The 15,380-nt window shown below is 75.4% G+C and carries 12 protein-coding genes; 9 read left to right on the forward strand and 3 right to left on the reverse strand.

Translation table 11 applies throughout. The annotated features are described in order from the left end of the window. The first annotated feature begins 96 nt into the window (after positions 1-96). The 4 genes from GD632_RS01670 to GD632_RS16340 all read left to right on the forward strand — a co-directional run bounded on the left by GD632_RS01670 (position 97) and on the right by GD632_RS16340 (position 8,041). Entirely contained in the window at positions 97-3,336 is a 3,240-nt protein-coding gene (locus GD632_RS01670; protein ID WP_152188370.1) for an ATP-dependent helicase, read from the forward strand. Further along, a complete protein-coding gene (locus GD632_RS01675) occupies positions 3,333-6,626 on the forward strand; it encodes an ATP-dependent helicase (RefSeq protein WP_152187980.1) in 3,294 nt (1,097 codons plus the stop codon). The genes GD632_RS01670 and GD632_RS01675 overlap by 4 nt, the downstream gene beginning before the upstream one ends. Positions 6,627-6,695: 69 nt before the next feature. Further along, complete coding sequence (locus GD632_RS01680; RefSeq protein ID WP_226924406.1) at positions 6,696-7,910, forward strand: multidrug effflux MFS transporter; 1,215 nt, start codon at positions 6,696-6,698, stop codon at positions 7,908-7,910. Next, positions 7,907-8,041 (forward strand): hypothetical protein, encoded by a 135-nt coding sequence (locus tag GD632_RS16340; protein ID WP_264371870.1) that lies wholly within the window; start codon positions 7,907-7,909, stop codon positions 8,039-8,041. Before GD632_RS01680 ends, GD632_RS16340 begins: the two co-directional genes overlap by 4 nt. Here the strand turns inward: GD632_RS16340 and GD632_RS01685 are convergent. Beyond that, positions 8,029-8,934, reverse strand: coding sequence for a LysR family transcriptional regulator ArgP (locus tag GD632_RS01685; RefSeq protein ID WP_152187982.1), 906 nt, complete (start codon positions 8,932-8,934; stop codon positions 8,029-8,031). The two genes, GD632_RS16340 and GD632_RS01685, sit on opposite strands and share 13 nt — an antisense overlap. Positions 8,935-9,004: 70 nt before the next feature. On the opposite strand from GD632_RS01685, the gene GD632_RS01690 reads away from it, so the two are divergent. Both GD632_RS01690 and prfB read left to right on the forward strand, forming a co-directional pair. Next, a complete protein-coding gene (locus GD632_RS01690; protein ID WP_152187984.1) occupies positions 9,005-9,601 on the forward strand; it encodes a LysE/ArgO family amino acid transporter in 597 nt (198 codons plus the stop codon). 49 nt (positions 9,602-9,650) lie between these two features. After that, positions 9,651-10,772, forward strand: coding sequence for a peptide chain release factor 2 (gene prfB / locus GD632_RS01695; protein WP_152187986.1), 1,122 nt, complete (start codon positions 9,651-9,653; stop codon positions 10,770-10,772). Between the two features lie 5 nt (positions 10,773-10,777). Here the strand turns inward: prfB and GD632_RS01700 are convergent, their stop codons facing one another. Both GD632_RS01700 and GD632_RS01705 read right to left on the reverse strand, forming a co-directional pair. Continuing rightward, a complete protein-coding gene (locus GD632_RS01700) occupies positions 10,778-11,473 on the reverse strand; it encodes an ABC transporter ATP-binding protein (protein WP_152187988.1) in 696 nt (231 codons plus the stop codon). Then, on the reverse strand, positions 11,470-12,537 hold the full coding sequence (locus GD632_RS01705; protein WP_152187990.1) for an ABC transporter permease: 1,068 nt from the start codon (positions 12,535-12,537) through the stop codon (positions 11,470-11,472). The genes GD632_RS01700 and GD632_RS01705 overlap by 4 nt, the downstream gene beginning before the upstream one ends. 181 nt (positions 12,538-12,718) lie before the next feature. Here GD632_RS01705 and GD632_RS01710 point away from each other — a divergent pair, with 181 nt between their 5' ends. The 3 genes from GD632_RS01710 to ftsE all read left to right on the forward strand — a co-directional run bounded on the left by GD632_RS01710 (position 12,719) and on the right by ftsE (position 15,372). Beyond that, a complete protein-coding gene (locus tag GD632_RS01710; RefSeq protein ID WP_226924408.1) occupies positions 12,719-13,909 on the forward strand; it encodes a sensor histidine kinase in 1,191 nt (396 codons plus the stop codon). After that, a complete protein-coding gene (locus GD632_RS01715) occupies positions 13,906-14,541 on the forward strand; it encodes a response regulator (RefSeq protein WP_152187994.1) in 636 nt (211 codons plus the stop codon). The genes GD632_RS01710 and GD632_RS01715 overlap by 4 nt, the downstream gene beginning before the upstream one ends. Before the next feature lie 141 nt (positions 14,542-14,682). Then, positions 14,683-15,372, forward strand: a complete 690-nt coding sequence (gene ftsE, locus GD632_RS01720) for a cell division ATP-binding protein FtsE (RefSeq protein ID WP_152187997.1) — start codon at positions 14,683-14,685, stop codon at positions 15,370-15,372. The last annotated feature ends 8 nt before the right edge of the window (positions 15,373-15,380 follow it).

The following is a 15,380-nucleotide window of genomic DNA, read 5'->3' on the forward strand; positions in this document are numbered from 1 at the left end:
CATCGTAGGCGGGCGGGACGCGGCGGGCCGACCGGGTTCGCCGACGGCGTGACCCTGGATGTCGGTGGCCCGTGGTTCCATCGACGCGTGACACAGATGGCGGTCCGGCTCAGCGTCCCGGCGGCGCGCGCCGCCGTGGACCTCGACGCCGACCAGCTGCGCGTGGTGGTGCGGCCGTCCGGTTCCGGGCACCTGCTCGTCGTCGGCGCACCCGGCAGCGGGAAGACGACGACGGCGGTCGAGACCTTCCTCGCCCGCGCCGGGTCCACCGCCGCGCTCGGCAGCCACCCGCTGAGCAGCCCGGCCCTCTTCCTCGCCCCCTCGCGCCGTGCCGCGGACCGCGTCCGCGACGCCGTCGGGACCCGTCTGCTCGGTGAGGGGGGCAGCACCCGCGGGCTGGTCCGCTCGGTCGCCTCCTTCGCCTACGCCGTCGTCCACGCGCGGGCCGCGGCGCTGCGGCAGCCGCCGCCCACCCTCGTTACCGGACCCCAACAGGACGCGACGCTCGCCGAGCTGCTCGCCGGCCACGCCGAGGGCCTGGGCCGCGACCCGCGCTGGCCCGCCGGCATCGGTCCCGACACCCGCGCCCAGCCCGCGTTCCGCAACCAGCTCCGCGACCTCGTCACCCGCGCCGTCGAGCTCGGCCTCAGCCCGCAGGAGCTGGCCGACCTCGGCCGCCGCGCAGGCCGGCCGGAGTGGGAGTCGGCCGCCGTCGTCCTCGCGGAGTACACGGACGTCACGGTGCTGGGGGAGACCCCGGCGGACCGCGGCGCCCGGTACGATGTTGCCGCGGTCGTCGACGTCGCCACCCACGCCCTGCGCACCTGGCGTGAGGACCTGCCCGACCTCGCCCCGCCGCGCTGGGGGACCGTCGTCGTCGACGACTACCAGGACGCCACGCTCGCCACGGCCCGCCTGCTCCACGCCCTGGCCGACGACGGCGCCGAGCTCGTCCTGCTCGGGGACCCGGACGCCGGCGTCCAGGGGTTCCGTGGCGGGACACCGGCGCTCGTGGGGCGTGCCGTCACCCGCGAGGCGATCGGTGGCTTCGACGCCGAGCGCGAGGTCCTCGGCACGGTGTGGCGCGGCACGCCCGCGCTGCGCGCGGTCACCCGCCGGGTGACGAGCGAGATCTCCGTCGTCGGTGGTGCGCGCCACCGCACCGCCCACCACGCCGAGGTGCGCGAGCCGGAGCCGCGGCCGGGGCAGCCGCCCCGGGGCGTGGAGACCGCCGTCCTGCGCAGTCCCAGCCAGCAGGCCGCGCACGTCGCCCGGCGGCTGCGGGAGGAGCACCTGCACCACGGCACGCCGTGGTCGCAGATGGTCGTCGTCGTTCGCTCCACGGGGCAGGTCGCCGGCCTGCGCCGCCAGCTGCGCGAGGCCGGGGTCCCGGTCGCCCAGGAGGGTGCGCGTCAGGCCCTGCGCGACGAGCCCGCCGTGCGTCCCCTCCTCACGGCGCTGCGCGCGGTCACCGGCACCCTGGACGCCGAGGCCGCCGTCGCGCTGCTGTGCTCCCCGCTCGGGGGGATGGACTCGGTGTCCCTGCGCGGGCTGCGCCGCTCGCTGCGCGGGGCCGTGGCGGCCGAGCTGCCCGAGGGCAGCGCCCCGGTCGCGGTGCGGGCTGCCACCGACGCGCTCCTTCTCGAGGTCCTCGCCGAGCCGGTGCGCGCCGCGAACCTCCCCGGGCCGCACCGCAGCGGCCCGGTGCGCGTGAGCCGGCTGCTGGCGGCCGGGCGCGCGGCCCACGAGCGCGGTGGTGGGGCCACCGAGGTGCTGTGGGCGCTGTGGGACGCCGCCGGCCTCGCCGAGCCGTGGCGCCGGCGTGCCCTGGCCGGGGGCGCCGGCGGGGAGCGAGCCGACGCGGACCTCGACGCGCTCATGGCCCTCTTCCGCGCCGCCGAGCAGTTCGACGAGCGGCACGCCGGGGCGGGCCCGGCCGGCTTCGTCGCCGAGGTGCTCGCGCAGGACATCGCGGCCGACACCCTCGCCGCCCAGGGGCAGCGCCGCGAGACCGTCGCGATCCTCACCCCGGCCGGCACCGGGGGTGGGCAGTGGGAGGTCGTCGTCCTCGCCGGTCTCCAGGAGGACGTGTGGCCCGACCTCCGCCTGCGCGACACCCTGCTCGGGGCGGGGGAGCTCGCCGACATCGCCTCCGGCCGGCGCGAGCCCGGCACCCCCGTGGCCCGCAGCCAGGCGCGCCGCGACGTCCTCGACGACGAGCTGCGCATGCTCGCCGTCGCCGTCTCGCGCGCCACCCGCCGGCTCGTCGCCACCGCAGTCCTCGACCTCGACGACCGCCCCTCCTCCTTCCTCGAGCTCCTCGGCGCCGAGTCCGCCGAGGAGGCCGCCGGCCCGGTCCCGCCCGCGCTGGACCTGCGCGGCCTCGTCGCCGAGCTGCGCGCCGCCCTCGACTCCGAGCTCCTCGCCCACGCGCGCGGCGCGGGCAGGCCCGCCCGGCGCGAGGCGGCGGCCGCGCTGCTCGCCCACCTCGCGGCGCACGAGGTCCCCGGCGCGGACCCCGAGGAGTGGCACGGGCTGGCGGCGGCGAGCAGCACCGCGCCGCTCGCCGCCGCCGACCAGCAGGTGCGGGTCTCGCCGTCGGCCGTCGAGACCGCCGACCGCTGCCCCCTGCGGTGGGCGCTGCAGACCGCCGGCGGCCGGCGGGAGGACTCCCTGGACCAGTCCCTCGGCAACCTCGTCCACGACATCGCCGCCGAGCACCCCCACGGCACCCTCGAGGAGCTGCGGGCGGCGCTCGACTCCCGCTGGGCCTCCCTCGGCCTGGGGGACGGCTGGGTCGGGCGGCGCTCCCGGGTGGAGGCCGAGCTCATGGTCGAGCGTCTCGCGCACTACGTGGCGGGCGTCCCCGGCGCGGTCGACGTCGAGACGGACTTCGCGGCCGCCGTCGGTCGCGCCCTGCTCAAGGGCCGGATCGACCGGGTCGAGCGGCTCGGCCCCGCGGACGGCGAGGGCGAGACCGTCCGTGTCGTCGACCTCAAGACCTCCAAGAACCCGGTGAGCGAGGAGGAGGCCCGCACGAACGCCCAGCTCGCCACCTACCAGGTCGCCGTCGAGGCCGGCGGCCTGCCGGGCGCCGCGGAGTCGGCCGGTGCGCGGCTCGTCTACCTCGGCACCGGCAAGGCGGGTGCCACCGAGCGGCGCCAGGTCCCGCCGCGCGAGGCCGAGGACCCCGCCTGGGCGCACACGCTCGTCGCCCGGGTCGCCGACACGATGGCCGGCGCGAGCTTCGAGGCGCGCGTCAACACCGGCTGCAGCCACTGCCCGGTGCGGCGCAGCTGCCCGCTGCAGAGCGAGGGACGACAGGTGACCCAGTGACCGAGACCCTCACCCCCGCCCGGCACAGCCCCGCGGACATCGCCCGCGCGCTCGGCCAGCACGTGCCCACCGAGGAGCAGCAGGCCGTCATCGAGGCCCCGCTCGCGCCGCAGCTCGTCGTCGCCGGCGCCGGCTCGGGCAAGACCGAGACGATGTCGGCCCGCGTCGTCCACCTCGTCGCGAACGGGCAGGTGCGCGCCGACGAGGTCCTCGGCCTCACCTTCACCCGCAAGGCGGCCGCCGAGCTCTCCGACCGCGTCCGGCTGCGCCTGCGTCAGCTCCGGCGCGCCGGCCTGCTCGCCGTCCAGGACGCCCGCATGGACGTCGACCGCCCCACCATCGCCACCTACAACTCCTTCGCCGCGGACATCGCCAAGGAGCACGCGCTGCGTATCGGCATGGACCCCGACGCCCGGCTCGTCACCGAGGCCGGGGCCTGGCAGCTCGCCGACGGCGTCGTCCAGGGCTGGCACGCCGCACTCGACGTCGACGCCTCGCCCGGCTCGGTCACCGAGGCGGTGCTCTCCCTGTCCGGGGCGCTGGCCGAGCACCTCCTGACCACCGACGACGCCCGCGAGCAGCTCGAGCAGCTCGCCGGCTCGCTCACCGACGCCACGCCGGCCCCGCGCGCGAAGGCCCCCTACGCGCCCACCCTCGCCGTCGTCGGCTCGCTGCGGGAGCGGCTGGCGCTCCTCGACCTCGTCGACGCCTACGCCCGCGCCAAGCGGGAGCACGGCGTCATGGACTTCGCCGACCAGGTGGCCATGGCCGCCCGCATCGCCGAGACCGTGCCCGCCGTCGGGCAGGCGCTGCGTGAGCAGTACCCCCTCGTCCTGCTCGACGAGTACCAGGACACCTCGGTGGCCCAGCTCCGGCTGCTCTCCTCGGTCTTCGGCGGCGGTCACGCGGTTACCGCCGTCGGTGACCCCAATCAGGCGATCTACGGCTGGCGAGGGGCCGCCGCCGCGGCGCTCGCCGACTTCCCCACCCAGTTCCCGAGCCTGGGCCGCGCGGGGCAGGAGCACACCCCCACCCGTTACCTGCGCACCTCGTGGCGCAACGACGCCCGCATCCTCGCCGTCGCCAACCGGGTCTCCGGGCCGCTGCGCCTGCCCGAAGGCTCCGCGCCGGCGCCGGTGGAGGTCCCCGAGCTCGTCGCCCGCCCCGGGGCGGGGGAGGGTCGGGTCCTCGCCGGCTACGCCGGGTCGACGGCGGAGGAGGTCGCCGGCATCGCCGACTTCTTCGTCGAGCGGTGGGCACCGGAGCAGACGGCCGCCGTCCTGTGCCGCACCCGCTCGCAGTTCACCGACGTCGTCGAGGCGCTGCGGGCCCGGGGGGTCCCGGTCGAGGTCCTGGGCCTCGGCGGGCTCCTCGCCGCGCCGGAGGTCGTCGACGTCCGTGCTGCGCTCGAGGCCGCCCACGACGCCTCCCGGGGCGACTCCGCCATGCGCCTCCTCACCGGGGCCGGCCTCGGGGCCGCCGACCTCCACGTCCTCGGCGCCTGGGCCCGCTCCCTCGCCGCGGCCACCGGCGCCACGGGCGAGGCGAGCGTCGTCGAGGCCGTCGACGAGCCTCCCGCCGCCGGGTGGCGCGCGCCCTCGGGCGCGACCATGACCGCGGACGGGCTGCGCCGGGTGCGGCGGCTGGGCGACCTCCTGCGTCAGGTCCGCTCCCTCAGCTACCTGTCCCTGCCCGAGGTCGTCGCCCACACGATCAGGCTCATGGGCCTGGACATCGAGGTCGCCGCGCGAGCGGGCCGCGTCCCCGCGCACGCCCGCGGCAACCTCGACGCCTTCGTCGACGTCGCCGCCTCCTTCGCCGCCGACACCGGGGCGGGGCTGGGCACCTTCCTCGGCTGGCTCGACGCCGCCGAGGAGCGTGAGCGTGGCCTCGAGCCGGTCGACGCCGACCCGGAGCCGGGCGCCGTCCAGGTGCTCACCGTCCATGCCGCCAAGGGCCTGGAGTGGGACGTCGTCGCCGTGCCGGGCATGGTCGAGTCCCAGTTCCCCAGCTACAAGGGCCGCCCGTCGGCCGACGGTGCGGTCAGCTCGGCCGGTTGGCTCACCGACCGCACCGCGCTGCCCTACCCGCTGCGCGGTGACGCGGAGAGCCTGCCCGCCCTGGAGATCCCGCCGGCCCCCACGCACGCCGACGTCCGCGACGCCCTCGCCCAGCTCCGGCGCGACGGCGGCCGTCACGCCGTCGGAGAGGAGCGGCGCCTCGCGTACGTCGCCGTCACCCGGGCCCGGCACACCCTGCTGCTCACCGGGTCGTGGTTCCGGACCGGCAAGACGCCGCTGCCGCCCTCGCGCTTCCTCACCGAGCCGCGCGACGCGGGGCTCGTCGAGGAGGCCCCGCTCGGGTGGGCCCCGGAGCCGGCCGAGGACGCCGTCAACCCCAGCCTGGAACGCCTCGTCGCGGCGACCTGGCCCCTCGACCCGCTCGGTGAGCGTCGTGAGCGCCTCGAGGCGGCCGCCGTCGCCGTCCGCACCGCCACCGACCTGCCCGAGGAGCCCGCCGGCGACGTCGCCCGGTGGGTGCGGGACGCCGAGCTGCTCCTCCGTGAGCGGGAGGAGTCGCGCGCCGCCGGGCTGGAGGTGTCGCTCGGCACGCACCTGTCCGCGTCCAAGGTCGTCGGGCTCGCGCAGGACCCGCACGCCTTCGCCCTCGAGCGGCGCCGGCCCATGCCGAGCGCCCCGAGCGAGCACGCGAGCGTCGGCAACCTCTTCCACGCGTGGGTCGAGGAGTACTACGGGGCGCCGAGCCTCCTCGACGTCGAGGGCGCCGACGCGCTGTTCGGTGTCGAGGAGCCCACGGACAGGCCGGCCGGTGCCGCCCCCGACCTCGAGGAGCTCAAGCGTGCCTTCACCACCTCGGCGTGGGCCACGCGCTCGCCCGTCGCGGTGGAGGTCGACCTCGAGACGGCGGTGGCCGGCACGGTGGTCCGCTGCCGGATCGACGCCGTCTTCGACGACGAGCACGGCCTGCACGTCGTCGACTGGAAGACCGGCGCACCACCCCGCGACGCCCACACCCTCGCCGCCCGCGAGCTCCAGCTCGCCCTCTACCGCCTGGCGTGGTCGCGGCACACCGGCCGGCCGCTCGAGGAGATCGGCGCGGCGTTCTACTACGTCGCGGCCGACCGCACCCTGGAGGCGGGACGGCTGACCGAGACGGAGATCGAGCGCCGCCTCGCGGCCGCGCTCGCCGAGCTCACCGACGCCCCCACCGCCGCTGCCCCTGCTCCACGCCGCGGCCGCATCGACGTCACCGCGGTGGGCGACGACTGAGTCCGGCCTCACCACCGCTGGAGGGGCGCCGGGTCCGGGAGCCCCCCGGCGGTGGTGCACCATTGTCCGGTGACCAACCTCGCCCCGCGTGCCCCCCGGCCCAGTGCGAAGTTCATCCTCCTCGTCGGCGTCATGGCCGCGCTGCCCGCGGTCACCACCGACATGTACCTGCCGTCGCTGCCCGTGGTGGCGACCGAGCTCGACACGACGCCCGCGCTCGTCCAGGGCACCATCACCGGAGTCCTCATCGGTGGTGCCGTCGGCCAGCTCCTCGCCGGCCCGCTGTCCGACCGCTACGGCCGGCGCCGGCCCGTGATGATCGGCGTCCTGCTCCACGTCATCGCCTCGGTGCTGTGCATCTTCGCGCCGGGCATCGTTCCCCTGCTCGTCCTGCGCGTCATCCAGGGCGTCGGGAACGCCGCCGCGATGACGACGGCGATGGCCGTCATCCGCGACCGCTACAGCGGGGCCACGGCCTCGGCGATCCTCTCCCGGCTCATGCTCGTCATCGGCGTCGCGCCCCTGCTCGCCCCGACGGCGGGCAGCCTGGTCGCCGACATCGCCGGGTGGCGCGCGGTCTTCGGCGTGCTCGCCGCGCTCGGCGTGGCGCTCATGGTCTTCATGTGGCGTTTCCTGCCCGAGACGCTGCCCCCCGAGCGGCGTCTCAGCGAGGGGCTGGGCGGCGCGCTGCGCAGCTACCGGGTGCTGCTGCGCGACCGGGAGTTCGTCGCGCTCGCGATCCTGCCGGGTCTCGGCCTGGGCGCGCTCATGAGCTACGTCGCCGGCTCGCCCTTCGTCTTCCAGGTGGAGTACGGGCTCGGGGAGACGCAGTTCGCGCTCCTCTTCGCGGTCAACGGCATCGGCCTCGTCCTCGGCGCGCAGGTCAACGCCGCCATCGTCCAGCGCTTCGAGCCGCTCCACATCATGCGGGTCGCCGTGCCGGTCGCCATGGTGCTCGCCGTCGCGCTCTACGTCATCGCCTCGCGGGACATCGGGGGCCTCGTGGGGATCGTCGTCCCGCTGTGGCTGCTCCTCAGCGTCAACTCCGTCGTGCCGCCCAACGCGAGCGCGCTCGCGCTCAGCCGCCACGGCGAGCGTGCGGGCTCCGCCGCCGCACTCATCGGGGCGGCCCAGGCCGGGATCGCGGGCGTCGTGAGCCCGCTCGTCGGTGTCCTCGGCGAGGACGCCGTCGCCATGGCGACGGTGATCATCGCGGTCATGGTCCTGGCCCTCCTCGTGCTGGCCCTCGGCACCCCCGCCTACCGACGGAAGGAACGGCGATGAGTGACCTGCCCCCGGAGCTGCGTGACGACGGCGAGCGGCACCGACCCGTGCAGCCGCTGTGGTGGCGCGTGACGAGCGCCGTCATCGCGGTCGTGCTCATCGCCATGGTCGTCATCGCCTACACCTTCTGAGCGGCAGGAGCCGCTCGCGGGTGGAGTGTCGCCGCCGCTGAGCGGACCGCCGCAGTGACCCGGTCGATCCGCTCCGAACGCAGGCGCCAGCGTTGCCAGTAGAGCGGGACGTCGATCCGGTCGCGCCCGGGGAGGCGGACGAGGCGTCCGCGCCCGACGTCGTCCCCCAGCTGCTCCTCCGGCACGGCACCCCAGCCGAGACCGGCACGGACGGCCGCGAGAAAGCCCTCGGAGGACGGGACCACGTGCGTCGGTGGTGATGTCGTGACGCCGCGGGCGGCGAGCACCCGCTGCTGGAGGTCGTCCTTGGCGTTGAACCGTACGACGGGCATGCCCGCCCAGTCGACGGTGCGTCCGCGCGTCCACCGCTCGACCAGCCCGGGTGCGGCCACGGGGACGTAGCGCATCGTGCCGAGAGGCTCGACCGAGCACCCCTGCACCGCGACGGGCTCCGAGGTGACCGCTCCGAGCACGGCCCCGGTGCGCAGGAGCGTGGCGGAGTGGCCCTGGTCCTCGACGTGGAGCCGCAGGCTGACGTCCGGCCACGAGGCGCACTCGGTGAGCACCCGCACGAACCAGGTGGCGAGGGAGTCGGCGTTGACCGCCACGGGCAGGGGTGACGTCCCCCCGCCGCCGGGGGCGGACAGCTCGGCGTGCAGCTCACGTTCCAGGAGCTGCTGCTGGCGCGCCGTGCGGAGGACCGCGGCGCCGGCCTCCGTGACACGGCTCGGGATCGTGCGCAGGAGGAGGACCTGCCCGACCTGGCTCTCAAGCGCGCGGATGCGCTGGCTGACCGCGGACGGCGTGACGGACAGGTGGTGGGCGGCGGCCTCGAAGCTGCCCTCGTCGACGATCGCGACGAGCGCCGCCAGCTGCTCCGGACGCAGGGTCATAAAGCAACGCTAATGCCGCTGCACAAACTTTCGCTTGGCTTCAGCAGCCCGCGATCCTAGCCTCGTCGGCGTGGCACCCCTCCTCGCCGGCCTGCTCACGGGCCTGTCCCTCATCGTCGCGATCGGCGCGCAGAACGCCTTCGTCCTCCGGCAGGGCCTGACCCGCCACCACGTCGGCGTCGTCGTGGCGATCTGCGCGCTGTCCGACGCCCTGCTCATCGTCGTCGGCGTCAGCGGGGTGGGCATCCTCGTCCAGGAGCACCCCGTCGTGCTCACGGTGGCGCGGTGGGCCGGTGCGGCGTACCTCGCCGCCTACGGGCTGCGCTCCCTGTGGAGCGCCCGACGGGCGCAGGTCCTGGACCCGCTCGAAGGCCGGGGGAGGGGACGGGGCCGCGTCGTCACCACGACGCTCGCCCTGACCTTTCTCAACCCGCACGTCTACCTCGACACGGTGCTCATGCTCGGCTCGATCGCCAACCAGTACGCGGACGGGCGCTGGTGGTTCGCCACCGGCGCCGTCGTCGGCAGCGTCGCGTGGTTCTCCGCCCTGGGGCTGGGCGCGCGGGCGGCCGCCCCCCTGCTCGGCCGGCCCGGCACCTGGCGGGTGCTGGACGTCGTCATCGGCGTGGTCATGCTCCTGCTCGCCGTCCGCCTGGTGCTCGGCTGAGGCGGCGCGCGGACTCGTCGCCGGCCGTCATCGCGTAGCCTGGGTGATCGTGGCCATCGACTTCCCGACCGAGATCCAGCACCTGCGCTCCACCTACCGCGCCATCAGCGCGGTGACGGACCCGGACGCCCTGCGCGCGCAGATCGCCGAGCTCTCCGAGAAGGCCGGCGCCCCCGACCTGTGGGACGACCAGGACGCCGCGCAGGCGGTGACCAGCCAGCTCTCCCACGCCCAGGCCGAGCTCAACCGGGTCGAGCGGATGGGCCAGCGGATCGAGGACCTCGAGGCCCTCGTCGAGCTCGGGCAGGAGGAGGACGGCGCGGACGCCGACGCCTTCCTCCAGGACGCCGAGGCCGAGCTCGCCGCCGTCCGCAGGGACCTCGAGGACCTCGAGGTCCGCACGCTGCTGTCCGGGGAGTACGACCAGCGCGAGGCCGTCGTGACGATCCGCGCGGGTGCCGGTGGCGTGGACGCCGCCGACTTCGCCGAGATGCTCATGCGCATGTACCTGCGCTGGGCCGAGCGGCACGGCTACCCGACCAAGGTGCTCGACACGTCCTACGCCGAGGAGGCCGGGCTCAAGAGCGTGACGTTCGAGGTGAAGGCGCCCTACGCCTTCGGCAACCTCTCCGTCGAGGCCGGCACCCACCGCCTCGTGCGGATCTCCCCCTTCGACAACCAGGGCCGGCGCCAGACGTCCTTTGCCGCCGTCGAGGTCATCCCGCTCATCGAGCAGACCGACCACGTGGAGATCCCCGAGTCGGAGATCAAGGTCGACGTCTTCCGTTCCTCCGGTCCCGGTGGCCAGTCCGTCAACACGACCGACTCCGCGGTGCGCATGACCCACATCCCCACGGGGATCGTCGTCTCGATGCAGAACGAGAAGTCCCAGATCCAGAACCGCGCCGCCGCGCTGCGCGTCCTGCAGTCCCGCCTGCTCCTCGTGCGTCAGCAGGAGGAGAACGCCGCGAAGAAGGCGCTCGCCGGCGACGTCAAGGCGAGCTGGGGTGACCAGATGCGCTCCTACGTCCTGCAGCCCTACCAGATGGTCAAGGACCTGCGCACCGAGCACGAGCAGGGCAACCCCTCGGCCGTGTTCGACGGCGAGATCGACGACTTCATCGAGGCCGGCATCCGCTGGCGCAAGCAGCACGAGGGCGACGACGCCTGACGGGCTCAGCCGCCGGCGGTGGCCGGCTCGCTGCGGGCGACGACCGCGCCGTCGTGGATCTCCACGACGGCGTCCACGCCGCCCAGCTGTGACCGGTCGTGCGTGACGAGCACCGTCGCGGTCCGCCGCTCGCGCGTGAGCGCGGTGAGCAGGCCGAGCACGGCCGAGCCGCGCTCGTGGTCCAGGGCGCTCGTCGGCTCGTCGACGAGCAGCACCGCGGGCTCGTTCATCAGCGCCCGAGCGATGTTCACCCGTTGCCGCTGACCGCCGGACAGCTGGTGGGGTCGGTGGTCGGCGCGGTCGGCCAGTCCGACGGCGTCGAGCAGCTGCAGCCCGCGGGCACGCGCCGCCGACGCGGACGTCCCGGCGAGGTGGGCGACCACCTGCAGCTGCTCGAGCGCCGTCAGGGAGGGCAGCAGGTTGGGCTGCTGGAAGATCGTGCCGATGCTCGCCCGGCGCAGACCGGTCAGCTCCCCGCGGCTCAGCCCCGCGGTGTCGGTGCCGGCGACGACGACGCGCCCGGAGTCGGGTGCGACGAGCGTGGCGGCGACCGCCAGCAGGCTGGACTTGCCCGAGCCCGAGGGGCCGACGAGGGCGGTGACGGTGCCGGCCGGGACGGTCACGGTGACGTCGTCGAGGGCGGTCAACCGCGACGGGCCGTCGGGGTAGGTGAGGGTGATGTGGGACAGGTCGAGGGTCATCGGGTGCTCCCAAGTGCGGTCAGGGGGTCGACGGCGGTGATCCGACGGACGGCGAGGCCGGCGCCGAGGACGCCGAGGACGACGAGGACGAGGGCGGGCAGCAGCGTCGTCGACACGCTGAGGACGAAGGGCACGGCGCCGCCGATCGCCAGGCCGAGCCCGGCGACGATCGCCATCCCCAGGCCGGTGCCCAGCGCGAGCAGGACGGCGGCCTGCCCGAGGGCGTCGCGCAGCAGGTAGCGCGTCGAGGCGCCGAGAGCCTTGAGCACCGCGACGTCCCCGGAGCGCTGGACGGTCCACACCGTGAAGAAGGCACCGATGACCAGCGCGGAGATCGCGAAGAGGAAGCCGCGCATGAGCTGCAGCGAGCCGTTCTCGGAGGTGTAGGAGCCGATCGCGCGGAGCGCGTCGGCGCGGCTGACCGTGACGGTGCCGAGCTCGGCGTCGGCGGCGGCGAGACCGGCGGTGCCGGTGGTGCTCAGCGCGACCACGGTGGCCACCGGTGCGCCGTCCCGGCCCGCCTGCTGGACGTCGTCGAGGTCGGCCCACACGACGGGGGTGTGGTTGAAGGAGTGGTCCCCGGCCACGGCGGTGACCGTGAGACGGGCGCCGGCGAGCGTGACCGTGTCCCCCTCGCCGGCGTCGAGGTCCTCGGCGGCGGTGGCGGACAGGACGACGGAGCCCGGCGTGACCTCGGCGGGGGCCAGGCCGGAGCCCGACCGCACCCCGAAGCTCGACACGCCCGCGGTGGTGGCCCCGGCCTGCGCCCGGGTGGTCGCGACGGCGAGCGGCTCGGCACGGGTGACGCCCGGCTGCGCGGCCCAGGCCTGCCAGGTGGGCTCCTCGAGGGTGGAGGTGGTGAAGGCGACCCCCTCACCGTCGGCCGGGGCTGCGAAGGCCAGGTGGTCGGCGGGCAGGTCGGTGATCGCCGAGGTGCTCTGCCGGGCCAGCCCGGCGGTCAGTCCCGAGACCAGCCCGACGAGCACGGTGATGAGCACGACGACGGCCCCCATGAGCACGAACCGCCCCTTGGCGAATCGCAGGTCTCTCCAGGCCAGGAACACGGTCGGGGCCTCCTCGGTGTCGGTGCCGGAGCGGTTCTCCGGCGCTGGTCCCAGCCTCCGCGCGTCGTGCCCCGCCGGGCATCGGGCGCTCGGCCGTGTCCTGGTGGCCTGGGCGGCCGACGTGCCCTTACACCTTTCGGCCGATGCCGCCGTGCGGCGGCGTGCCTACGCTGGACGTCCTGTGAACCCCGACGCGCTGACCCCCGTGCTGCGGGTGCTGCGCCTGTGCCTGCACCTGCTGGTGCTCGCCATGCTCGGGCTCGTGGTGCTGCGCGCCGGGCAGTCGGAGGTGCCCAGCGTGGGCGCGGTCGTCACGTCGGCGAGCGTCATGGCTGCCGGCTACGCGGCCGGTTCGCTGGTGCCCCAGGTGCGTCGCTCGTCGCGAGCAGCCGCGCTGTGGCTCGCCGCCGTCGCGGTGTGCTGGCTGGTGCTGCTGGCGTTCTCCGCCGACGCCGTGTGGCTAGCCTTCCCGCTCTTCTTCCTCCACCTGCACCTCCTGCCACTGCGGCCCGGGCTGCTGGCCGTCGGGGCGACGACCGTCGCCGCCGTCGCCGGGTTCGGCTGGCACCAGCACGCGCTCACCGCCCCGATGGTCGTCGGCCCGGCCCTCGGGGCGGCCGTGGCCGTGGCGACCGTGCTCGGCTACCAGGCGCTGTACCGGGAGAGTGACGCGCGCCGCCGGCTCATCGTCGAGCTCACCGAGACCCGCGCCGAGCTGGCCGCGGCCGAGCGCGCCACCGGGATGTCCACCGAGCGCGAGCGCCTCGCCCGGGAGATCCACGACACGCTCGCCCAGGGACTCTCGAGCATCCAGCTGCTGCTGCGCGCCGCGGAACGAGCGCTGCCGGACCGGCCGGACGTCGCGGCCGGCCACGTCGTCCGGGCGCGGGAGGCGGCCGTGGACAACCTCGCCGAGGCACGCCGCTTCGTGCGCGACGAGACACCGCCGGGGCTCGACGCCGGCGCGCTCCCAGCGGCGCTGGAGCGGCTGGCCGCCGCCACCACCGACGCCGGTGTGCCCACCGCCGTGATCGCCTCGGCGGCACCGGACGAGCTGCCGACGAGCCACGAGGTCGCCCTGCTGCGGGTGGCGCAGTCGGCACTGGCGAACGTCGTCCAGCACGCCGCCGCGACCCGCGTGCGTGTCACGCTCGACGTCGTCGGCCACGAGGTCCGCCTGGCGGTCGCCGACGACGGCGTGGGCCTCGGCGCGCAGCACGTCCGCCCCGGCGCGGACGGCGGCTTCGGCCTGACCACGATGCGCGCCCGGGCGGAGGCGCTCCACGGCACGCTGACGGTCGAGTCGGCGCCCGGGCGGGGAACCGTGGTCACCGTCCGGCTGCCGCTGGCCGGCGAGGGGGTGGCGCCGTGAGCGCGCCGCGCATCCGACTGCTGCTCGCCGACGACCACCCGGTGGTCCGCGCGGGGCTGCGGGCCGTCCTCGAGACCGAGCCGGACCTCGTCGTCGTCGCGGAGGCCGCCACCGCGGAGGAGGCCGTCGAGCTGAGCGCGACGACCGCCGTCGACGTCGTCCTCATGGACCTCCAGTTCGGCAGCGGCATGGACGGCTCGGAGGCGACCGCCGCCGTCACCGCGCGCGCCGGGGGTCCGCGCGTGCTCGTCCTCACCACCTATGAGACGGACGTCGACATCCTTGCCGCGGTGGAGGCGGGCGCGACCGGCTACCTGCTCAAGGACGCCCCGCCGGAGGCGCTGACCGCCGCGGTGCGGGCCGCTGCCGGAGGCAGGTCCGCCCTGGCTCCGGCCATCGCCGCCCGCCTGATGGACCGGGTGCGCAGCCGGGGCGAGGCGCTCAGTCCGCGGGAGGTCGAGATCCTCCGGCTCGTCGCACGCGGCCTGAGCAACCAGCAGATCGGGTCCGAGCTCTACCTCAGCCCGGCGACCGTGAAGTCGCACCTGGCACACGTCTACGCCAAGCTCGGGGTCGGGTCCCGGACCGCCGCCGTCGCGGCCGCCACCGAGCAGGGGTACATCCGCCGGTAGCGCGTGCTGCCGGGCCCGGACGCACGCCGCGGGCCCGCCCCACCGCCGTCGGCGTGTCGGCGGGGGAGCGGGGGAGAGGCGTGCCTACTCTCGAGACGGCCAGAGTTCCGCCTTCCCCACTTCCGAGACTGGCTCCAGAGCATGATTCGATTCGAGAACGTCTCCAAGGTGTACGCCAGGGGCGCGCGACCCGCGCTGGACCAGGTGACCCTGGAGGTCGAGCGCGGCGAGTTCGTCTTCCTCGTCGGCCAGTCCGGCTCCGGGAAGTCGACCTTCCTGCGCCTCGTCCTGCGCGAGGAGCGCGCGACGTCCGGGCAGGTCTTCGCCCTGGGCCGGGACCTGTCCACCGTCTCCCAGTGGCGCGTCCCCCAGCTGCGCCGCCAGATCGGCATGGTCTTCCAGGACTTCCGGCTGCTGCCGAACAAGACGGTCTTCGACAACGTCGCCATCGCCCTCCAGGTGATCGGCAAGCCGCGTCACCACGTCCTCACCACGGTCCCCGAGGTCCTCGAGACCGTGGGCCTGGAGGGCAAGGAGAAGCGCATGCCGCACGAGCTGTCCGGCGGCGAGCAGCAGCGCGTGGCGATCGCCCGCGCCTTCGTCAACCGGCCCGCGATCCTCCTGGCCGACGAGCCCACCGGCAACCTCGACCCGACGACGTCCATCGGGATCATGCGTCTCCTCGACCGGATCAACCGGATCGGCACCACGGTGGTCATGGCCACCCACGACGACGAGATCGTCGACCAGATGCGTAAGCGCGTCATCGAGCTCGAGGACGGCCGCACCGTGCGCGACCAGTCGCGCGGCGTCTACGGCGCGGCGAGGTAGGGGCTCTC

This window comes from Georgenia satyanarayanai (assembly GCF_009193135.1).
Taxonomy (GTDB): domain Bacteria; phylum Actinomycetota; class Actinomycetes; order Actinomycetales; family Actinomycetaceae; genus Oceanitalea; species Oceanitalea satyanarayanai.